The following is a 21,444-nucleotide window of genomic DNA, read 5'->3' as shown; positions in this document are numbered from 1 at the left end:
GGCGATTTTGGAACCAAAAACTGCACAAAAAACCAGGGACTTAATTATTCCTCGAGGCTCATCGGAAATGTGACCAAAGCAGCGTGACCCAGGTGATGACCGCAGTGATAATCGCCAGCAACACGGCAGCAGAGCCCATGTCTTTTGCCCGGCCAGAAAGTTCGTGGAAATCAGAGCCAATACGGTCCACAACGGCCTCAATAGCGCTATTAAGAATTTCCACTATCATCACCAACAGCACGGAGCCGATCAGAAGCACGCGGGTAATGGCATCAACATCAAGGAAACAGGCGATAATCACCGCGACAATCGCGGCGACACCCTCCTGGCGAAACGCGGCTTCGTTGACCCAAGCGGCGCGAAAACCTTTCCAGGAATAGCCAGCAGCTTTAATGATACGGGTTAACCCAGTGGTATTATTGGCCATTAAAAGAACCTTTTATTTGAAATAGCGTCAATAACAGGAGGCGCAACGTGTTGCGCTGTAGCCTGAAGTATGACGGGTAACAACAGTAATTTCGCGCGCTTTCTGTTATCCTTGCGCCGCAATTGCATTATTAACCAGAGGCTTTACATCGTTTATGTCTGGCTGGCCACGAATTTACTACAAATTACTTAATTTACCATTAAGCGTCCTGGTAAAAAGTAAGTCTATCCCAGCAGAACCCGCGCTGGAATTGGGGCTCGATACGTCGCGCCCTATTATGTATGTTTTGCCTTATAACTCGAAGGCAGACTTGCTGACGCTTCGCGCCCAGTGTCTGGCGCATGATTTACCTGACCCGCTTGAACCGTTAGAAGTCGACGGTACGCTGTTGCCGCGATACGTGTTCATTCACGGTGGGCCACGCGTGTTTACCTATTACACGCCAAAAGAAGAGTCCATTAAGCTGTTCCACGACTATCTCGACCTGCATCGCAGCAATCCCGATCTGGATGTGCAGATGGTGCCGGTGTCGGTGATGTTTGGTCGTCGTCCGGGCCGCGAAAAGGGGGAAGAGAACCCACCGTTACGCATGCTTAATGGCATCCAGAAATTCTTCGCCGTCTCCTGGCTGGGGCGCGACAGCTTTGTGCGCTTCTCCCCTTCCGTCTCGCTGCGCCGGATGGCCGACGAGCACGGCACCGATAAGATCATCGCGCAAAAACTGGCGCGCGTGGCGCGCATGCATTTCGCTCGTCAGCGTCTGGCCGCCGTTGGCCCTCGCCTTCCGGCGCGTCAGGATCTCTTCAACAAGCTGCTGGCTTCCAAAGCGATCGCCCGTGCTGTTGAAGACGAAGCGCGCAGTAAAAAGATTTCTCATGAAAAAGCACAGCAGAACGCCATTGCGCTGATGGAAGAGATTGCCGCGAACTTCTCCTATGAGATGATCCGTCTTTCTGACCGCATCCTGGGCTTTACATGGAACCGCCTCTATCAGGGCATTAACGTCCATAACGCCGAGCGCGTTCGCCAACTGGCGCATGACGGGCATGAAATTGTTTATGTGCCCTGCCACCGCAGCCACATGGACTACCTGCTCCTCTCGTATGTGCTCTATCACCAGGGGCTGGTGCCACCGCACATCGCAGCCGGTATCAACCTGAACTTCTGGCCAGCAGGCCCGATTTTCCGCCGCCTGGGGGCGTTCTTCATTCGTCGTACCTTTAAGGGCAACAAGCTCTACTCCACCGTATTCCGTGAATATCTGGGCGAGCTGTTCAGCCGCGGTTATTCCGTTGAGTACTTCGTGGAGGGGGGACGTTCACGAACCGGCCGTCTGCTGGATCCGAAAACCGGCACGCTGTCGATGACCATCCAGGCGATGCTGCGCGGCGGCACTCGTCCCATCACGCTGGTGCCCATTTACATTGGCTATGAGCACGTCATGGAAGTGGGGACTTACGCCAAAGAGCTGCGCGGGGCGACTAAAGAGAAAGAGAGCCTGCCGCAGATGCTGCGCGGGCTGAGCAAGTTACGCAATCTTGGTCAGGGCTACGTAAACTTCGGCGAGCCGATGCCGTTGATGACGTATCTGAACAACCATGTTCCCGATTGGCGCGAGTCTATCGATCCTATCGAAGCGGTGCGTCCAGCCTGGCTGACGCCTACGGTTAACGGTATCGCGGCTGAGCTGATGGTGCGTATTAACAATGCCGGTGCCGCAAACGCCATGAACCTCTGCTGTACGGCGCTGCTGGCGTCACGTCAACGCTCCCTGACCCGTGAACAGCTTACGGAGCAGTTGGATTGCTATCTTGACCTGATGCGCAACGTTCCCTACTCGGTGGATTCAACGACGCCTGCCAGCACGGCGAGCGAGCTGATCGACCATGCGCTGCAGATGAACAAGTTTGAAGTCGAGAAAGATACGATTGGCGACATCATCATTCTCCCGCGCGAGCAGGCGGTGCTGATGACCTACTATCGTAACAATATCGCGCATATGCTGATGCTGCCGTCGCTGATGGCGGCGATCATTACCCAGCATCGCCGTATTTCTCGTCAGGAGCTGCTGCGCCATGTAGAGACGCTCTATCCGATGCTGAAAGCAGAGCTGTTCCTGCGCTGGAGCAAGGATGAGCTGGCGATAGAGCTGGATAAAATGACCGAGGAGCTGCGTCGTCAGGGGCTGATTACCGTTGTTAACGACGAGCTGCATATCAATCCGTCACGCTCCCGTACGCTGCAACTGCTGGCGGCGGGTGCGCGAGAAACGCTGCAGCGCTACGCTATCACCTTCTGGCTGCTGAGCGCGAACCCATCCATTAACCGCGGTACGCTGGAGAAAGAGAGCCGGACGCTGGCACAGCGCCTTTCCGTTCTGCACGGCATCAACGCCCCGGAATTCTTCGACAAAGCGGTCTTCAGTTCACTGGTACTGACGTTGCGTGATGAAGGGTTCATTAGCGACACGGGCGATGCCGAGCCGGAAGAGACGCTGAAGGTGTATCAGATGCTGGCAGAGCTGATTACCTCCGACGTGCGTTTGACGATTGAGAGTGCGACGCAGGGCGAGTGATGTGAAAAAGCCGGGTGGCGGCTTCGCCTTACCCGGCTCACAATCTGACGCTTCATATCATGCAGGCCCGGTAAGCTTCAGCGTCACCGGGCTTTTTTTCAGCCAAAATAGCTCATCGCCAGCCCCAGGAACAGCACCAGGCCCACGTAGTTATTATTCATAAACGCTTTAAAACAGGCGTCACGCTCACGCTTTGCGATCAGCTTTTGCTGATAAGCAAACAGCAGCCCCGCCACCAGCACTGACCAGTAAAACTCCCAGTTGAGCCCGTTCAGGCGACCAATCGCCACCATCAGCGCCAGCACCGCGACCTGCAGGATACCGATAATCAGCTTGTCGTGACGACCAAACAGAATGGCGGTCGATTTAATGCCAATTTTCAGATCGTCATCGCGGTCAACCATCGCATATTGCGTGTCATAAGCCACGGCCCAAAGAATGTTCGCCAGGAACATCAGCCAGCAGCTCAGCGGTACCGACTCGCTGACCGCCGCAAACGCCATTGGGATCGACCAGCCAAACGCCGCGCCGAGCACCACCTGCGGCAGATGGGTATAGCGTTTCATAAACGGGTAGACCCATGCCAGCGCGAGGGCCGCAACGGAAAGCAGGATGGTCATGGTGTTGAGGGTTAACACCAGCAGGAAGGAGAGCAGCACCAGCACGATAAACAGCACGCGGGCCTCTTTCTCTGTGACCTGCCCGCTGGGTAACGGACGATTGGCTGTCCGTTTCACATGTCCGTCGAATTTACGATCGGCGTAGTCATTGACCACACAGCCCGCCGCACGCATCAGCCAGACACCGGCCACAAACACGCCCAGGATCCACAGCGGTGGAACGCCCGGCGTCGCCACCCATAGCGCCCATAATGTCGGCCACAACAGCAGTAGCGCGCCGATGGGTTTATCGGTACGCATTAAGCGGTGATAGGCCAGCAGCTTGTTCTGCGTCAGGCTCCACTCCATTTTTTTCTTCCTCTCAGTACAACGGCGATGCCGGTAAAAAAAGCTCCGTCAGTATTAACGGTTTACCGCTCAGGCGAAGACGGGAACGACGTCCCCACAGTTCGGCATCGCGTCCAATTTCAATAAAATCCCGGGTAAGTTCAGACGAGGTGAAAAGGTACCGCCCGAGCGGGGTGTTTCCCAGCCGTTGCAGTGCCAGCTCAGGCCCGGAAAGGGTGGATTCAGGCACCACGGTTCGTCCGGCGAGCCACGGCTCACCATCCGCGCAGAGCAGAATTTCACGCAACCAGTAGCGTTCTTCTTTTGGTAACAGCGGCAGCTCACTGGCAATGTCAGCGGAGGTGACAAACCCTTCCTGAATCATCGTCACCGTAACCGTCTTGCCCTGTTGCTCAAAACGTTTAGTCATGGAATCTTCCAGCAGCAACCAGTCAAGCTGCTGCGGGTCAAGCGCAGGTATTTGGTCGAAATAGCGCAGCGAACGCAGTTGCGTTAGCGCAGGGTGTGACATGCCGGACTCTCCGATACATAACGTAATGGCATTGTATCGCAGAAAAGCGCATTGAGGGCGGTCAAACGTTATTTAGCGATCACTATCGCAACAATGGTGCAACAGCGCGAGCGGCACGAAAAAAAGTGCGCCCACTCAGGCGCACTAAACTACTAACAAATCAGCACTGTGGGGAAACGGTTACCCCTTGCCTTTTACACTGCTGATAAAGGTGGAACGGGCAGTGGTTGAACCTAAACGTTCGGCTTCATCAAGCAGTTTCAGCGCTTTATCGACATCGCCGCGCTTCACCGCCTGCTTAATGGCGTTGTTGAAGTATTCTTCGGTGTCGTTCAGTACCGGCTCAGCTTTCTTCGCCGGAGCTGGGGCTGCGGTCGCGGCTGCCGTAGCCGCTGGCGCGGTATAAACAGGTGCAGCGGTATTCCCAACGGTGACAGGCCCGGTACCGGAGGAGCCAAATAGTGGGCCAACGAGTACGCTGGAAGCGCTGTTGGTGGAAACTTTCAGTTTGACCAGGCCATCAGTGGTATGGCGGGCAAGCGGATCCGGAATATCCGGGACAGAGTTACCGGTGCCTTTGGCATAAGCTTTCGCCGGGTCAACCAGCTTTGTTGTCTGCTGCAAATCTTTCTCTGTTGTGAATACAAGCACGTAAATCTTTTGCTGACCCAGAGCAGGCGTCAGGCGCATAACGCCTTCCAGGCGGTCCGCACTCATCACGCCCGGTTCCTGATAGCTAAAATAGTCGCTCGGGAAGAACGCCGATGGCGTCATGTTTTGATCGAGGATCAAGACGTTTGGCGCAAACACACTGGTCTGTTTGTTCACTTCGCTGGTCAGCGTCAGGGTCAATTCACCAATGTTTGCCGGTACGCTATAAGCCGCAACGGGGCCAGAAATTCCCGGCACGTTCAGTTGTTGGCCCCCCATAGAGAGCTGAGTCGACTGCGTTTTGGATTGATCAACCGGCGTCCATGTCAGTTGCTGGAGTGCCGCTGCCGGGATAGCGGGCGCAGCACTGGTATTTTGTGGCACGAAATTCACGTCTGCAAAGGAGACGGCCGGAACACAGGCTAACAGCCCCGCAGAGAGGCACAGCGCGACGAGACTTTTCTTCATTTTCATTGTTATTACCTCTGATAGCGTGAGCACTGCGGTGGCCAGGCAATAGCGCGCAGCACCCTAAGGAGAGAGGGGCTTGCGCCCCTCTTTTCAGGTCATTACGTCAGGTCTAACGAATTACCACCAGATTTCCATCTGGGCGCCGAAGGTCCACTCATCGTTGTCGCCACGGCTGAAGGTTTTCGCAGAGGTGTCACTGTAAGCCACACCGGAGGTGTAGCCAGTGTCGCTGTTGTTTGCGTAACCCCATTTCTCATCCCACTTCGCGTAGGTTGCGAAGACACGGATAGCCGGACGGGACCAGATGCTGTCGCCTGCCTGCCATTGCTGTGCCAGGGTGATTTTGTACTGGCTGTTCTTCTCGTCAGTTCTCTGAGATTTGACGTTGTCGTAGCCCACTTCAAGCAGGGTGCTCATGATTGGCGTCCATTTGAACATCGGACGAACACCCACAGTCCACCACTCGGTACCGTTGTTGTTGTCACGATCGATGTTCTGGTACATACCGACGTACATCAGGTCCCAACGGTCTGCCAGGGTGATTGCACCGTGGTCCAGCACACGCCACATGGAGCCATCGTTATCAACACTACCGCCCTGTGGAATACCTTTGCCGTTAGAGGTCATGGAATCCGTACCGTACTGCAGTACGAACTTGTTGAAGCCCTTCATCATGCTCTGGGTGTGTTCAGCAGTGAACAACCAGCCATCTTTAGAAGCGCCAGGCTGCAGGTAGTAGTCATCAGGAATGTTGGTGTGACCATAGTCAACGCCCAGCTCCAGCGTACCGCCCGGGTTGGTTTCCAGACCGGCTAAACGCACGTCGAAGACGTCGTTAGGTACAACGTTGTCATAAACACGGTCGCCGTTGGCATCACGATCGGCGAAGGTTGCAGAACCGCCTGATTCAGAAGAGCGGGTAGCTGCCAGAGAGAGTTTACCAAAGCCCAGATCGATGTTTTCAATACCGGCACCAGGACCTGAGATATCCCAGTAGTAGAAGTCGATCATGTGGACGTCATGACGCTGATAGAAGCGCTTACCGGCCCAGATGGTGGAGCCTGGCAGCCACTCAATCAGGTTTTTACCCTGCACGTTAGCTTCACGGAAGGCCGGGCTGGTGGATTCCCAGTCGTTCTGCTGAGAAACGGAATACGCTACGTTAGTGTCGAAATAGAAGCTCTTGTCGCCCTCTTTCCACACTTCCTGGCCCAGTTTCAGCTCAGCGTACGTCTCACATTCGTTACCGAGACGGTATTTACTTTGAGCACCGGTTGCCTGGAAACATTGTTGTTCACCGCCACTCCCGGTCCAGCCAATGCCGGAACGAGCATAACCTTTAAAGTCTACAGCGCCTGCCTGGGCAGACATAATGCCTGCCGCAATGGCGAGTGCCAGAGGGACTTTGCGCAGAGTAATCATCATTCTATCTCCTGAGATCATTGCTTTTCTTTGAACACTTGACCTGTCGGTTTCGTGTCTTCTTTTGGGATTGCTTAAACGCCTGGCTCTTTGTGCAGCCGACGACATGCAGTGCCATCCTCGCGGAACAGATGGCAACGCTCTGGCGGCAAACCGATAGCGAATGTGGCACCCTCTTCTACCAACACCACGTCATTCTGGCGGTAGACCAGGTTCTGACGGATGGCGGGGATCTGGATATGAATCTGTGTTTCGTGACCAAGTTGTTCGACGACCTGAACTTCACCTTCCAGCGTCACATCGGCGATGTGGCTCGGCAGTAAATGCTCAGGACGAATACCGAGGGACATGTTGGCCCCCACCTGTACGTTGGCGCTGTCGACCGGCAGCCAGACTTGCTGACGGTTTGGCAACTCCACCTGTACCTGTTCAATGGCTGTCGCCGTGACTTTGACGGGCAGGAAGTTCATCTTTGGCGAGCCAATAAAGCCCGCAACAAAGCGGTCTGCCGGATAGTGATACAGCTCCAGCGGTTTACCCACCTGTGCCACGCGGCCTGCGTCCAGCACCACAATTTTGTCGGCCAGCGTCATCGCTTCGACCTGATCGTGGGTGACGTAAATCATCGTGCGGCCAAGACGTTTATGCAGACGGGAGATTTCGATACGCATCTGGACGCGCAGCGCGGCATCCAGGTTAGAAAGCGGTTCATCCAGCAGGAAGACGCGTGGTTCGGCCACCAGCGTACGGCCAATCGCGACGCGCTGACGCTGACCACCGGAAAGCGCCTTCGGTTTACGCTCCAGCAGGTGTGCCAGCTGTAACACTTCCGCCACCTGCGTGACGCGCTGGTTAATCACCTCTTTTTTCGCCCCCGCCAGCTTCAGGCCAAAGGACATGTTCTCGGCGACGGAGAGATGGGGATAAAGTGCATAAGACTGGAACACCATGCCAACGCCACGTTCGGCAGGCGGAATGTCGTTCATTCGGGTATCACCAATCAGCAAATCACCGCTGGTGATGGTTTCAAGACCGGCAATCATACGCAGCAGAGTTGATTTACCGCAGCCAGATGGGCCAACAAACACCACGAATTCACCTTCGTGGATGTCGAGATTGATGTCTTTTGACACCACTACGTCGCCCCAGGCTTTCGTTACATTACGCAGCTGTACGCTCGCCATGCCCTTCTCCCTTCGTTACAACCTGTCACCGACAGAAACATTCAAGATAAGTTCACTATGGGGTATCCATTACTTTCGCGAATCCTCCACCCCCCGGCTTTTTTATGGGGGAGGAGGCGGGAGGATGAGAGAGCAGGCTCTGCGACCGCAGCTGGCGGGCTGAGGCAAAATTCGTGAAGCCACCTGCAAAATTCAGCGTGTTTTTATGTGCGCCAGCACTCATAACTTAAATTTATGCAACACAGATCACACAAACCGGGGGTGGGGCGTAGGGGTTGGGAGGATGGAAAGAGGATGTCAAATAAGGAGACTGAGTGACGTTGAACCACCTTATGTATCCACGAGCACATCACCAAAAAAGGATGGCAGATATGAAGATCAAGACTGGCGCACGCGTTTTCGCATTGTCCGCCCTTGCAGCAATGATGATTTCCGCACCGGCTCTCGCCAAAATTGAAGAAGGTAAGCTGGTTATCTGGATTAACGGCGACAAAGGCTATAACGGCCTGGCCGAAGTGGGTAAAAAATTCGAAAAAGACACCGGTATCAAAGTCACCGTAGAACACCCGGACAAGCTGGAAGAGAAATTCCCGCAGGTTGCGGCAACCGGTGACGGCCCGGACATCATCTTCTGGGCGCATGACCGTTTCGGGGGTTATGCACAATCCGGCCTGCTGGCGGAAGTCACGCCTGATAAAGCCTTCCAGGACAAACTGTTCCCGTTCACCTGGGACGCCGTTCGCTATAACGGCAAGCTGATCGCTTATCCCATTGCAGTGGAAGCCCTGTCTCTGATTTACAACAAAGACCTGGTGCCTAACCCGCCGAAAACCTGGGAAGAGATCCCGAAACTGGATAAAGAGCTGAAAGCGAAAGGTAAGAGCGCGCTGATGTTCAACCTGCAGGAGCCGTACTTCACCTGGCCGCTGATTGCTGCCGATGGCGGTTACGCGTTTAAGTTTGAAAACGGCAAATATGACGTCAAAGACGTGGGCGTGGACAACGCGGGTGCGAAAGCGGGTCTGACCTTCCTGGTCGATCTGATCAAGAACAAACACATTAACGCGGATACCGATTACTCCATCGCGGAAGCGGCGTTCAACAAAGGCGAAACCGCGATGACCATCAACGGTCCGTGGGCCTGGACCAACATCGACAAGAGCAAAATCAACTATGGCGTGACGCTGCTGCCAACCTTCAACGGCAAGCCGTCTAAACCGTTTGTTGGCGTGCTGAGCGCAGGTATCAACGCCGCCAGCCCGAACAAAGAGCTGGCGAAAGAGTTCCTCGAAAACTACCTGCTGACCGATCAGGGTCTGGATGAAGTGAACAAGGACAAACCGCTGGGTGCCGTTGCGCTGAAATCCTTCCAGGATCAGCTGGCAAAAGACCCACGCATCGCGGCAACCATGGATAACGCCCAGAAAGGCGAAATCATGCCGAACATCCCACAGATGGCCGCGTTCTGGTATGCCACCCGTACTGCGGTGATTAACGCCGCAAGCGGTCGTCAGACTGTCGATGCCGCGCTGAAAGATGCGCAGGGTCGTATTACTAAGTAATGCCGTAGTCCCCTCTCCCTCTGGGAGAGGGTTAGGGTGAGGGTTGTCGCTATCCGCACGCCCTCACCCCGGCCCTCTCCCCCAGGAGAGGGAGAAAAGATCAAACGTTGTAGAGGAAGAACCCCATGGATGTCATTAAAAAGAAACATTGGTGGCAAAGCGACGTGCTGAAGTGGTCAGCGATCGGTCTGCTCTGTCTGCTGGTGGGTTACCTTGTTGTTTTAATGTACGTACAAGGGGAATATCTGTTCGCCATCATGACGCTGATTTTAAGCTCTGCTGGCCTGTATATTTTCGCCAACCGTAAGGCGTATGCCTGGCGTTATGTCTATCCGGGCGTGGCCGGGATGGGGCTGTTTGTCCTGTTCCCGCTGATCTGTACTATCGCTATCGCATTCACTAACTACAGCAGCACCAACCAGCTCGCACAAGAGCGCGCCACTCAGGTGCTTCTGGACAGTTCTTATCAGGCAGGCAAGACCTTCAACTTTGGTTTGTATCCTGCGGGTGACGAATGGAAATTAGCACTGACTGACGGCGAGAGCGGCAAAACCTATATTTCCGACGCTTTCAAATTTGGTGGCGAGCAGAAGCTGGCCTTAAAAGAGGCCCCTGCCCTGCCGGAAGGCGAACGCGCTAACCTGCGTATCATTACCCAGAACCGTCAGGCGCTGACTCAGCTCACCGCCGTATTGCCAGACGAAAGCAAAGTGACCATGAGCTCGCTGCGCCAGTTTTCCGGTACGCAGCCACTCTATACCCTTGCGGATGACGGCACGCTGACGAATAACCAGAGCGGCGTGAAGTACCGTCCGAACAACGATATTGGTTTCTATCAGTCTGTAAACGCCGACGGCAGCTGGGGCGATGACAAACTCAGCCCGGGCTATACCGTGACTATCGGCTGGGACAACTTTACCCGCGTGTTTACCGACGAAGGGATCCAGAAGCCGTTCTTTGCTATCTTCGTCTGGACGGTGGTCTTCTCCGTATTGACGGTACTCCTGACCGTTGCCGTGGGTATGGTGCTGGCCTGCCTCGTGCAGTGGGAAGCCCTGAAAGGCAAAGCGATCTACCGCGTGCTGCTGATCCTGCCGTATGCCGTACCGTCGTTTATCTCAATTCTGATTTTCAAAGGGCTGTTTAACCAGAGCTTCGGTGAAATCAACATGATGCTGAGCGCGCTGTTCGGCATCAAACCGGCCTGGTTCAGCGACCCGACCACCGCCCGTTCGATGATTATCATCGTCAACACCTGGCTGGGTTATCCGTACATGATGATCCTGTGCATGGGCCTGCTGAAAGCTATCCCGGACGACCTGTATGAAGCCTCGGCAATGGATGGCGCGGGTCCGTTCCAGAACTTCTTTAAGATTACGCTGCCGCTGCTCATCAAACCGCTGACTCCGCTGATGATTGCCAGCTTTGCCTTCAACTTTAACAACTTCGTGCTGATTCAGCTGTTGACCAACGGTGGCCCGGATCGTCTCGGTACCACCACGCCAGCCGGCTATACCGACCTGCTCGTGAGCTACACCTATCGCATCGCCTTTGAAGGCGGCGGCGGTCAGGACTTTGGTCTGGCGGCAGCGATTGCCACCCTGATCTTCCTGCTGGTTGGCGCGCTGGCGATAGTGAACCTGAAAGCCACACGTATGAAATTTGACTAAGGAGGGCATCGATCATGGCTATGGTACAACCCAAATCTCAGAAACTGCGCCTCCTGGCGACGCATTTAGGGCTGCTGATTTTTATTGCGGCGATCATGTTCCCGCTGCTGATGGTCATCGCCATCTCCCTGCGTTCGGGTAACTTCGCTACCGGCAGCCTGATCCCGGACGAAATCTCCTGGGAGCACTGGAAGCTTGCGCTGGGCTTCAGCGTGGAGCATGCCGATGGCCGCGTTACCCCGCCGCCGTTCCCGGTACTGCTGTGGCTGTGGAACTCGGTGAAAGTGGCGACCATCACCGCGATCGGCATTGTGACGCTCTCCACCACCTGTGCGTACGCCTTCGCCCGTATGAAGTTCCCGGGCAAGGCCTCACTGCTGAAAGGGATGCTGATTTTCCAGATGTTCCCGGCGGTACTGTCTCTGGTCGCGTTGTATGCCTTGTTTGACCGCCTGGGGCAGTATGTGCCGTTTATCGGCCTGAACACCCACGGCGGCGTGATCTTCGCCTATCTTGGCGGTATCGCCCTGCATGTGTGGACCATCAAAGGCTATTTCGAAACCATCGACGGCTCGCTGGAAGAAGCGGCGGCGCTGGATGGCGCGACACCATGGCAGGCGTTCCGTCTGGTTCTGCTGCCACTGTCGGTGCCTATCCTGGCGGTGGTGTTTATCCTGTCGTTTATCGCCGCCATCACCGAAGTGCCGGTCGCGTCTCTGTTACTGCGTGATGTGAATAGTTACACCCTGGCCGTGGGTATGCAGCAATACCTCAACCCGCAAAACTACCTGTGGGGCGACTTTGCCGCGGCGGCCGTACTCTCTGCCATCCCGATTACCGTGGTGTTCCTGCTGGCGCAGCGCTGGCTGGTCAACGGCCTGACGGCGGGCGGTGTGAAAGGTTAAGTTTCATCTGTTATGCCACTGCAACCCTCAACTTTAGACGTATTGTATTAACCCAACTTGTGACTGTTGTTAGGCGCTCTTCGGAGCGCCATTTTTTTATGGGTCAGACACGCACAAAGTCAGTCTCAAAGTTAAAGGTATGCCAGAGATGGCGGGCGCAGGAGTATTCAAACAGCTTGCCGTTATCGAGAAATGCCGTCTGCTCCACCTGAATAAGCGTGGTGGGTTCGGTCAGCTCCAGCCACACCCTTTCCTGCTCGCTGGCGTTTCGCCCGGTGACTTTCATATGTGCGCTATGGACGGTACACCCCAGTTCATGGGTAATGTACGCGTAAATGGAATGCTGAACATGGCTCAGAGCCAGACGAGGAAAGAGCGCGACAGGCATCCAGGTGTACTCCACGATGGAAGGGATCTCCGCTATGACGCGTACCCTGTGGATTTCATGCACCAGTTCACCCTCAGGGATTTGCAATTTTTGCGCGATATCGGCAGAGGCAGGCACGGCGGTATATAACTGCACGCGAGTGGTAAGGGTTTTCCCCTGAGTGGCGCAGCGCTGCGCGGTGCCTATCAGGTGTGAGTTGCTTGCAGCAGAAACCTGGCGCTTAACAAACGAGCCTAGCCCACGCTTGCGCAACACCAGTCCCTCGCGGACGAGCAAATCCAGCGCTTTGGTGATGGTTAGCTCGCTACATCCAAATTCAGCGGCGAGCCTTGCCCCTTCGGGCAATTTTTTGTCGGGAGCATAGATGCCCACCACAATGCGCCGCCGCACTTCATGGTAGATCTCCATATACTTAGGCATAACGCTCTCCGCAAACGGCCCCTTACAGGGCCGACTCAAATTAACGAGACAGGGATGCTGCCATACGCACCCAGGTGTGCCGTCGGCCACGGATAGCGAGGGATAAGGCATTCAGCGCTTCCGGGTCGGCCATGCCTGCCACCCCTGCGTCGCCAAAATTATGCATGTCGCTACCGCAACGTTTACTGGCCAGGCCAATGTCGCGCACCGTAGCACAATCCGCACCTTCCTGACTACTGCTCAGCGTGGTGATGGCAAGCCCTCCCAGCGACTGCACTGCCTGCGCAATGTGGCTGACGCGTCCTTCCGATGCCCCCCGGCATCCGCCTGGTGCCGAAAAGATAGCGCCATCTGCGCCTGCACTGATATAGCCAGCATACTCCTGGGGTTGCGCCAGCCCGGAATTATAAAATTTCGCGGCCAGAATCAGCTTATTGGTTTGCGCCCTGAGCGCTGCTATCGCCTGACACATACGCCCGGCCGTCACCCCGGGCTTGTCATAGCCGGTCAGGCAGTAAAAATCCGCATGCCGCACTGCCTCCAGATGCGCAGGCAGAAAAGCGCCGGGGCTGGAGAGATCGTCTGCGGGCAGGACTTCAAAATTAACGCCTGTTAAACGCCCCGTCAGGCATTTCACCTGGCTGACAGGATCGGCGCCAAAACGTTCTTCTCCGCCGTTTAATGCGGGCCGCTGAAAATGGATCCCCTTGAGCAGCAGAAGGTCGGCGCCAAACGCGCACAACAATTCCGCATTCGTCACCTCTGCAAACAGCGGGGGCGCCTGCACGGCAATTTCGGCCATAATGACGCGCCCTTCGCTGGCGCTGATGGCATCTCGTAAGCTATCGCCGGTAATGGGGCCACGAAAGTCGCTGGCCCGGCAATTCAGAAGCCGTTTCATCTTTACGCCTCCTCTTCGAGAGAAACGATGGCAGGCGTTGGCTGTTGAAATGCCTTTTGCAAAATGTCGAGATTGGTTAACGCTTCATGCTCGCTGACATAGTTGGCCTTGCCTGAGGAGAGTGTGTCGTAAAGCGCGTCATAAACGCGTCCGTAGTCGCCGGGTACCGCCGACAGTTCCTCCCGGACAGAACATCCTGCGTCATCGATATACTCCAGCACCGCGCATTCACTATCTTCACCAAACCCTGGGTGCCCAGGCATAATGCCCGCCTTCAGGCTGGTTTCCTGCTGGTCGATACCATAGCGAATAAACGATCCTCGCGTACCGTGTACCGTGAATCTCGGCGCGGGTATTTTCACCAGATGGCTGGTTTTCACGATCGCGGTCGTCTTCGGGTAATAGAGGTGAACGGTGAAGGCGTCGTCAGGGTTGAGCGGGTTTCTCTGGCGCTGAAGATGGTACCCGACCTGCTGCGGACGCCCCAGCAGGGCGATAATTTGATCGAGCGTATGCACGCCAAGGCCATAAAACGCGCCGTCGAAATAACTGCCGGGACAGGTTTCCGACGCCGGGCGAAAATAGTCAAAATGGCTTTCGATCTCGACAATTTCCCCCAGTTTACCGCTCTCAATCGCTTGTTTCATGGTCAAATAACAGCTATCAAAACGTCGGTTTTGAAACGGAGAGACGGTTAAGCCCTTTTCTCTCGCCAGAGCAAACAGCGTTTTCGCTTCTTCTGGGGTGGTTGTAAAAGGTTTCTCGACCAGCACGTTTTTGCCGTGTGCCAGACATAGCCGGGCATACTCAAAATGGCTATCAGGATGGGTGCAGATAACCACCAGCTGAAGCGTATTATCTTCCAGAATATCCTGCAGCCGGGAGGTAAAACAGATGTGTTGATAGTGCGGCTGCGCTTCAACCTCTGGCTTACGCGCAATATCATAAATACGCTTTACGTTGTATTTATCCTTGCGGCATAAAACATAAGGGAGATGATAGCGCGTGGCGCTTTTACCAAAGCCAATATAGGCGCAGTTAATCATACGGATTCCTTTTTAAAGTATGGCAGGGCGGCATGAATTACCTCCGGTCCATCAAGTTTGCTGAAGTGCTGAGGGTCAAGGGGGATCACCGGGCAGTGGTGATTGATATCCTGAAGAATGGTTTCCTGGAGATACGCGATTTGCGGACCCAGCAAAATAAGCTGGGCGTTTTTATATTCATCGACCAGTTTACCTGCATTCACGGCATACACATTGAGCGTACAATTCTGGCTTTCGCAATATTTTCGCATTTTGCTGGCCATCAAAGAGGTCGACATACCTTCATTGCAGGCCAGAATAATGGTTTTCCCATCCAACCGATGAATATCATTGTCCTCCTGCAGCGTTATTTCTGACTCAGAGGCGAGAGTATTAATTATCGTTTCATTGCTGCGTTTGATTAACGAACGCTCATAGGCGGTTAAAAAAGGTAAATAGATTACGACCCCAAGCGCTAATAGCAGGATCTGCAAAATGACATTACGAAAATCACCGCCGGATCCGAGCCAGCCAGAAATAAGCGGAGGCACTGACCAGGGAACGTAGGCAACAATTTTTGAGACCCACCCCCAGGCGGTTGCAAAGTACGCGATCGTAAAATTAATTTGCGGATAAAGGATAAAAGGGATCATCATTAACGGGTTGTAGAGTACCGGGAAACCAAAAATGACCGGCTCGTTAATATTAAAAATGCCTGGGGCAATCACCGTTCTGGAAAAGTTACGGTGGCTGGACATATGGCTTCGAACAAACACTGCCAGCAGCAGGGCCAGCGTGCTCCCGGTTCCTCCCATATGACCATACAGATCGCGAAATGGCAGAACGATAATATGGGGTGGGATCTGTCCGCTGGCAAAGGCGGACATGTTTTCCTGCATCGCTACCAGTAAGGGAGGTTCAAGAATGGGATTAATAATCCCACCCGGATGTATCCCCAACGAAAAGAGAAGATTTGTCAGGGTCGTTAACACCAGAAAACCGGATAAATTAGTCGTTAAATGTACCAGCGGCGCCTGGATGAGATGCTGAATCAGCGTCGGGATTTCAGTATGAAGGAAAAGATTAACGCTAAATGCAACCAGCGCGAAAATAGCGACGGTTAGCATAATTGAAAACATCGACTGGAAGGATTGCACCACCATGGAAGGCACATCATCTCCTAGCCGGATCTGTAATTTTTTATTTTTCGAAATCCATAAAAAAAGATTTGTTGATAACACCGCCGTCAGTATTGCCAGAAAGACACCGCCAGCATTGGTACTGCCATAGGAGACCATCCCGGTAAGCCGAGCCTGCTGACCATCGGCCAGGGTTTGCACGGTTTCAATGGGCATTAATGCATAAAACACCGCCAGCGCAACCATAGCGGGTATGACTGGCGTAGGGTGTTTTTTCTTACTGGCAATATGATACGCAATTAATATCACCAGCATCAGCGATAAAATATTCATTGTTCCGTTAAGAACGCGCTCGCCAATATTGCGTAGCTGTACCAGGGTGTCAGTGGATAACAGACCGCTCAATATGCCTTTCGGATCGAGAAAAACATAATTAAGCATAATGAAGAGTCCAGCCAGGACAAGGAACGGGACAGAAATAATAAAACTGTCCCGTAGACTTCGAAGATGGACTTCTGATGCCAGCTTTTGCGAGACGTCAGTTATCCGCTCCAGTATTGAAGAGTGGGCCATGCAGATCACCTGTCGAATAGATTAAGTATGTGGCAGTTAATTTCAGTACCGCGTATTCCTGAACTGCCACACATTTAAAACTATATAGTTTTAAATTAAATCTATATAGATCACATTTTGACCGCATCTCTTCCGCGTCAGAGCGCCTATTCGCGCTTCAGCCGCTTCGAATTACACAACCAGAGCGTGATCACCAGCAGCAGGATCGCCGCCGAGTAGATCAGCACATCAAGGGGAGATTTATGATCGACGATGATCAGCCGCACTATCGCGGTGATCCCAATGTAGACAAAATAGCGCAGCGGGAAGTGAAAGCCTGACTGGAAATACTTCACAATCAGGGCGATAAATTCAAAGTAGAGAAAGTAGACCACCAGGCCTTCCACCAGCGCATATTTGCTGGTTTGCTCGGGGGCGAACAGTACATCCGCCAGATGCACCGTCTCTTTACCCAAAAAGACGACCAGGATCAGGCCAAGGCTCAGCAGACCGAGGTTGAGCACGGTCTGGAGGATAGTTGAGATGAACTCAACGCGCGGGCGAGTCAGGGATGTCATACAGCACCTCATTCTCCAGGGCGAGGTTCCTGTATAACGCAAAAATGTGACGTGGATCTATATTTTTTAATTATGTTTTATGTACGGAGGTAACGAATGGAGCGCAGACCTACCGGGGTTCGCAACGTAACCTGTGGTGAAAATGTCACCCTGTATGAGCCCTGCAATCTCTATGACTGCGTGCTTGGCAACGGTGTGTTTATCGGCCCGTTTGTTGAAATTCAGGGCAATACGCGCATTGGCGACGAGAGCAAAATTCAGTCGCACACCTTCATTTGCGAATACGTCACCCTGGGCGAACGCTGTTTCATTGGCCATGGGGTGATGTTTGCCAACGATATGTTCCGCGACGGCAAACCCAATACTGACCGGAACAGCTGGGGACGCATTACTGTGGGAAATGATGTGTCGATAGGCAGCGGGGCGACCATCCTGGCGGTCTCCATCTGCGACGGGGTGGTGATTGGTGCGGGGAGCGTGGTGACCAAATCCATCACCGAGAAAGGCGTTTATGCGGGAAACCCGGCGAGGCTGCTGCGCCGCTTGTGAGTGGCCCGGTGGCGCAAGCGCTTACCGGGCCTACAACAGAAAAGGATGAGGGCTATCAGCGGAAGTTAATGTTCTTATCACTGGTCATGTCATACAGCTGGAACTTACGACCCAGCTGCTGGCCCCCGTCACGCGTCAGCGGCGTCCAGCCAATGGCCGCACGGCTGCGGGTTGGACCGGATGAGAACAGATCCAGCGGAATCGACACATACACCCCTTTGGTGAAGTCCCCTTCCCCGTATTCGTCCGGCGAGACGTTGGTGATGGTGGCGTAACCACCCACCACCACTCCGCTGTCGAAGTGTTTGGAGATATCCAGCGTGCCGCCCTTATCGCCCGCCAGGTACTGACCCACGCTGGCTTTCACCAGCACGTCCTGGGCGAACGACGGCGTCCAGTAGGCCGTCAGATGGCCGGTTTTCACGCTATAGTCGGTGAACTTCATCATGTCCTGCGCGCTGCGCCAGTCACGCTGTTTAACGTAGTTGGCATCAATACCAAACGCCCAGTTGCTGTCCACCGGACGATAAAGCACTTCCGCCCCCGCACCGCCATACATGGTTTCCAGATAACCGCCGTAGACCTGGCCGTAGAAGCCATTGCCGAAGTACTGGAAGTAGTTGGCCTGCAGGTTGTTTACGTAGGCATCGTTCTGCACGTACTCACGCACGCGGGTACGCACGCGCGGCAGCTTCGTGTCGTTCGGCGGGTTAGTGTAGTTGAACTTGTCGTAGTTGTTGGCAATGTTGCCAAACAGGCTGCCGGTGGTCAGCAGGTGGTCGGTCACCCACAGATCCGCCGTTGCCATCACGCCCAACTGGTACATGTAGAAGTTTTCCGGCCCGCCGACAGACTGGTTTAGCACCGGGTCGATGTGGAAATCGAAGCGCGATTTATCGATATACCAGCCCTGCTCGGTCGTCTCCGGCACGATTGGCTCAACGCGTTTTTGTACCAGCTCGGTTTCATGCCCCAGCGGCTCGCCCTCCAGATGGCGCTTCAGACTGGCCACGTCCGTTTCCGTCGTCACTTGCGGCAGATTCAGGCGGTTCTCCGTTACGCGGATCGTGCGGATCCCCTCCGGCAGATCGTTCATGATGATCCGGTTAGCACGTTCGATCCCTTCCCGCGAGTCGCGGTATTTCACCTGCTCACCGGTCACGTACAGCGTATCGCCTTTCACCTGGATTTTCGGATCCGCCAGACCGGCGTTGTACTTCAGCAGCGTCAGCTGGTTGGCCACCACGGAGTGCTGCAGAATGGCATCCTGCGGCTCCGGCTGGTACGCAGGCCGCGCGTTGTCGTTATAGTGCGGCCGCATGTCGTTAAAGTTAGTACGCAGCGTAAAGCCAAACATCACGGTGTTGCCGCGCTCGTAGCTGAGGTTAACGTCGGCCCAATCGGTGACGCGGTAAATGGCGCCGACGTTAAACTTGCTCTTTTGCTCAATCTTTCCGGCGAACTCTTGCGAGTAGTCGTTACCTTCATACTCCAGCTTCAGGCGCAGCGGCTGCCACGGCGTCTGATACTCCACGCCGCCAAACAGGGCAGCCGGGCCGTGGAACATCTGGTCACCGTTAATGGAACCCGCTTTCTGATAGCTGTTGTCGCGATAGCAGAATTTGTCGCTGTAGGTGCAGAACGGGTTTTTCACGTTGCCGCTGGTGCCGAGATAGCCCCAGCCAAGCCCCAGCGAGAAGTCAAATGGCCCCCAGGCCTTACTGGCGACAATGTACTCCGCGTCGAACAGGCCGGTACCGCCGATATCTTTGGCCCCCACGGATACCTGCGGCATCCAGTAGCTCTCTTCCCACAGGCGCAGTTTGAGATCGAAGGCTTTATCTTTGTAGGTCTGATCGCCCGAAAACGCGTCCACGCTGCTGTACTGTTTCGTTCGTACGTCGGTGTAGCGCAGCGTGGTTTCGAGCCATGGGAACAGCTGTACGGATGCAGAATAGTAGCGGTACTGGTCGTTATCACGATAGTTAAGGCTAATTTCCCCTTCTCGCGCCATACGCGCGGTAGGGGTTTGCAGTAAACCGACGCCACCGAAGTCTGACTGAGACGGGCCAATGGGTGCCGGATATGTTTCTGCATGACAGGCGGCACTCACACACAGTGCCAGCATGCTATAGAGATAGGTCTTTTTCATTATTCCGGTATCCGCTGTGTCAGGGAATGAAGGATATCGGCATTCAGCCCGTCATATGCCTTCGTCCAGAAATGGTCGGCAAAACCGACAAAAATGATGCTGCCTGGCATGGGTTCGACATGCCGCTTGTTCCAGTAGGCAACCGGCGCCTTTTGCGTGTTCCCGTCAGGATAAATCACCCAGGCGTAGCTGTTATCCGCACCACTCAGCAGGCTCTGCTCGTCGAGATAGCTCGCCACGTCGCGGCCGGGAGTAAACGGTTTTTTACCCGGGCTGCTGATAAGCCCCATCACCGTGATGGTGGAAGGCTGCGCCGGGAGCCAGAGCGTGTAATCTCCCTCCAGGGCCGGATTACCTTTTTCCGTCACGCGGACTTCATCCGGATCGAGATTGATGTTTTGTCTTCCGGTAACCTTCAGCGCCAGAAGCTGCTGACGAAGGCTGTTAATGGCTGCCGCATCGTCGCCGTCTTCCTGCTCTGCTAATCCCGTTAATCTGGCGAGCAGCGCCTTGTGCTTTTGTTCCGCCGCCACCGTTGCCTGCCGCTCGGCGATCACCGCACCTGTCCACCAGCTGTTTGCCAGCCTTGGCTGGCCGACGAGATCAATCAGGTTGCCGGCGTTCGTTAACGTTTTGGGCTGCGTGCTGTCCGGCGTGTAGACCTTCACCGTCCCGGCAGACCAGGCGAGCGGTGTGGCAAAGCTTGCGATCAGCGCAACGCGAATAAGTGTTTTCATGATTTCGCGGCCTTGATCAGTGTGGTTTTAACCGGGAAGAATCCGGCACCCAAATATTGCAGGGACTGACGGATCTGCCCTTCATCATCCACCCAGAAACGGTTATGCCAGGTTGCCCGATCGGTCGTGACCTCTTCATCCAGTACGCGAACCCGGGTTTCGTCGCTGCCTACCCTGACGCTGTCCGTACCGTCCCAGCGGAAGGTAGAGCGGGCGGTGGCGTAACGCACCTGCTTGTGTTCCGTCCAGCCCATTGTCCGCGTCCAGCTTGCCCCGTCGGTGATCTGGTTCGGTTTGCTGAGCGGATCGGCCGCAAGGTTGTTGACCTCAAGAAGGTTATCGCCACCGAGCAGGGTTTTCACAATACGGCTATGTTGCGTCACGATGGTGGCCTGATCCTGCGTCACCCATTTCTGCTGCCCGTTTTCATCGAAAGCGAGCACCACAAACAGTTGCGGACCATCGTTGAGCTGCATGTACTGGCTGGCATACGGCATGTTCTGAAGTTCATCATCGGTCAAATGCACACCCGGCGTACCGAATATGCTGTCCCACAGTGAGTTGCCCAGCCCTTTGGTGGTGGCCGAGCACGCCTGCAACAGCAGGCAAATCAGGATGATTGCAGGTCGCTTCACGACTCTTCTCCGAAGGGGCGAA

Annotated in this window: 19 protein-coding genes; 5 read left to right on the top strand and 14 right to left on the bottom strand. The window is 54.7% G+C overall.

The annotated features are described in order from the left end of the window. Window positions 1-58 precede the first annotated feature (58 nt). Complete coding sequence (locus ECL_RS01460; protein ID WP_013095052.1) at window positions 59-427, bottom strand: diacylglycerol kinase; 369 nt, start codon at window positions 425-427, stop codon at window positions 59-61. Between the two features lie 154 nt (window positions 428-581). Here ECL_RS01460 and plsB point away from each other — a divergent pair, with 154 nt between their 5' ends. After that, the gene (plsB, locus tag ECL_RS01455) at window positions 582-3,002 is read left to right on the top strand and encodes a glycerol-3-phosphate 1-O-acyltransferase PlsB (RefSeq protein WP_013095051.1); all 2,421 of its coding nucleotides are present in this window, start codon (window positions 582-584) and stop codon (window positions 3,000-3,002) included. 98 nt (window positions 3,003-3,100) lie between these two features. Here the strand turns inward: plsB and ubiA are convergent, their stop codons facing one another. From ubiA to malK, 5 genes are all read right to left on the bottom strand, one after another. Continuing rightward, on the bottom strand, window positions 3,101-3,970 hold the full coding sequence (gene ubiA / locus ECL_RS01450; protein WP_013095050.1) for a 4-hydroxybenzoate octaprenyltransferase: 870 nt from the start codon (window positions 3,968-3,970) through the stop codon (window positions 3,101-3,103). Window positions 3,971-3,983: 13 nt separating this feature from the next. Then, a complete protein-coding gene (gene ubiC, locus ECL_RS01445; protein WP_013095049.1) occupies window positions 3,984-4,481 on the bottom strand; it encodes a chorismate lyase in 498 nt (165 codons plus the stop codon). 180 nt (window positions 4,482-4,661) lie between these two features. After that, window positions 4,662-5,606 (bottom strand): maltose operon protein MalM, encoded by a 945-nt coding sequence (gene malM, locus ECL_RS01440; protein WP_013095048.1) that lies wholly within the window; start codon window positions 5,604-5,606, stop codon window positions 4,662-4,664. Window positions 5,607-5,720: 114 nt separating this feature from the next. Continuing rightward, complete coding sequence (locus ECL_RS01435) at window positions 5,721-7,028, bottom strand: maltoporin (RefSeq protein WP_013095047.1); 1,308 nt, start codon at window positions 7,026-7,028, stop codon at window positions 5,721-5,723. A 71-nt stretch (window positions 7,029-7,099) separates the two neighbouring features. Further along, window positions 7,100-8,209, bottom strand: a complete 1,110-nt coding sequence (malK, locus tag ECL_RS01430; protein ID WP_008500080.1) for a maltose/maltodextrin ABC transporter ATP-binding protein MalK — start codon at window positions 8,207-8,209, stop codon at window positions 7,100-7,102. A gap of 371 nt (window positions 8,210-8,580) precedes the next feature. Between malK and malE the strand changes: the two genes are divergently transcribed. From malE to malG, 3 genes are all read left to right on the top strand, one after another. Next, window positions 8,581-9,771 (top strand): maltose/maltodextrin ABC transporter substrate-binding protein MalE, encoded by a 1,191-nt coding sequence (malE, locus tag ECL_RS01425; RefSeq protein ID WP_013095045.1) that lies wholly within the window; start codon window positions 8,581-8,583, stop codon window positions 9,769-9,771. A gap of 125 nt (window positions 9,772-9,896) precedes the next feature. Beyond that, window positions 9,897-11,441 carry a maltose ABC transporter permease MalF gene (gene malF, locus ECL_RS01420; RefSeq protein ID WP_013095044.1) on the top strand — a complete coding sequence of 515 codons (1,545 nt, stop codon included), beginning with the start codon at window positions 9,897-9,899 and terminating at the stop codon, window positions 11,439-11,441. Between the two features lie 14 nt (window positions 11,442-11,455). Next, entirely contained in the window at window positions 11,456-12,346 is an 891-nt protein-coding gene (malG, locus tag ECL_RS01415; RefSeq protein ID WP_013095043.1) for a maltose ABC transporter permease MalG, read from the top strand. Between the two features lie 103 nt (window positions 12,347-12,449). On the opposite strand, the gene ECL_RS01410 is transcribed toward malG, so the two are convergent. From ECL_RS01410 to psiE, 5 genes are all read right to left on the bottom strand, one after another. Further along, window positions 12,450-13,154 carry a GntR family transcriptional regulator gene (locus tag ECL_RS01410; protein WP_013095042.1) on the bottom strand — a complete coding sequence of 235 codons (705 nt, stop codon included), beginning with the start codon at window positions 13,152-13,154 and terminating at the stop codon, window positions 12,450-12,452. Between the two features lie 40 nt (window positions 13,155-13,194). Then, entirely contained in the window at window positions 13,195-14,055 is an 861-nt protein-coding gene (locus tag ECL_RS01405) for a DUF7916 family protein (protein WP_013095041.1), read from the bottom strand. 2 nt (window positions 14,056-14,057) lie between these two features. Beyond that, window positions 14,058-15,101 carry an oxidoreductase gene (locus ECL_RS01400; protein ID WP_013095040.1) on the bottom strand — a complete coding sequence of 348 codons (1,044 nt, stop codon included), beginning with the start codon at window positions 15,099-15,101 and terminating at the stop codon, window positions 14,058-14,060. Beyond that, the gene (locus ECL_RS01395; RefSeq protein WP_013095039.1) at window positions 15,098-16,792 is read right to left on the bottom strand and encodes a PTS transporter subunit EIIC; all 1,695 of its coding nucleotides are present in this window, start codon (window positions 16,790-16,792) and stop codon (window positions 15,098-15,100) included. The genes ECL_RS01400 and ECL_RS01395 overlap by 4 nt, the downstream gene beginning before the upstream one ends. Window positions 16,793-16,938: 146 nt before the next feature. Next, the gene (gene psiE, locus ECL_RS01390; RefSeq protein WP_000202963.1) at window positions 16,939-17,349 is read right to left on the bottom strand and encodes a phosphate-starvation-inducible protein PsiE; all 411 of its coding nucleotides are present in this window, start codon (window positions 17,347-17,349) and stop codon (window positions 16,939-16,941) included. 96 nt (window positions 17,350-17,445) lie between these two features. Here psiE and ECL_RS01385 point away from each other — a divergent pair, with 96 nt between their 5' ends. After that, window positions 17,446-17,898 (top strand): acyltransferase, encoded by a 453-nt coding sequence (locus tag ECL_RS01385; RefSeq protein ID WP_013095038.1) that lies wholly within the window; start codon window positions 17,446-17,448, stop codon window positions 17,896-17,898. Window positions 17,899-17,953: 55 nt separating this feature from the next. On the opposite strand, the gene ECL_RS01380 is transcribed toward ECL_RS01385, so the two are convergent. From ECL_RS01380 to ECL_RS01370, 3 genes are read right to left on the bottom strand one after another with little or no spacing between them, the layout of a single operon-like run. Beyond that, on the bottom strand, window positions 17,954-20,050 hold the full coding sequence (locus tag ECL_RS01380; protein ID WP_013095037.1) for a YjbH domain-containing protein: 2,097 nt from the start codon (window positions 20,048-20,050) through the stop codon (window positions 17,954-17,956). Then, on the bottom strand, window positions 20,050-20,787 hold the full coding sequence (locus ECL_RS01375) for a capsule biosynthesis GfcC family protein (RefSeq protein WP_013095036.1): 738 nt from the start codon (window positions 20,785-20,787) through the stop codon (window positions 20,050-20,052). The genes ECL_RS01380 and ECL_RS01375 overlap by 1 nt, the downstream gene beginning before the upstream one ends. Further along, window positions 20,784-21,422 (bottom strand): YjbF family lipoprotein, encoded by a 639-nt coding sequence (locus ECL_RS01370; RefSeq protein ID WP_013095035.1) that lies wholly within the window; start codon window positions 21,420-21,422, stop codon window positions 20,784-20,786. Before ECL_RS01370 ends, ECL_RS01375 begins: the two co-directional genes overlap by 4 nt. Window positions 21,423-21,444: the final 22 nt, after the last annotated feature.

This window comes from Enterobacter cloacae subsp. cloacae ATCC 13047, assembly GCF_000025565.1.
In the GTDB taxonomy this organism is placed as follows: domain Bacteria; phylum Pseudomonadota; class Gammaproteobacteria; order Enterobacterales; family Enterobacteriaceae; genus Enterobacter; species Enterobacter cloacae.
Note: the sequence above shows the minus strand (reverse complement) of the source record. Positions and strands in the feature narration are given on the sequence as shown.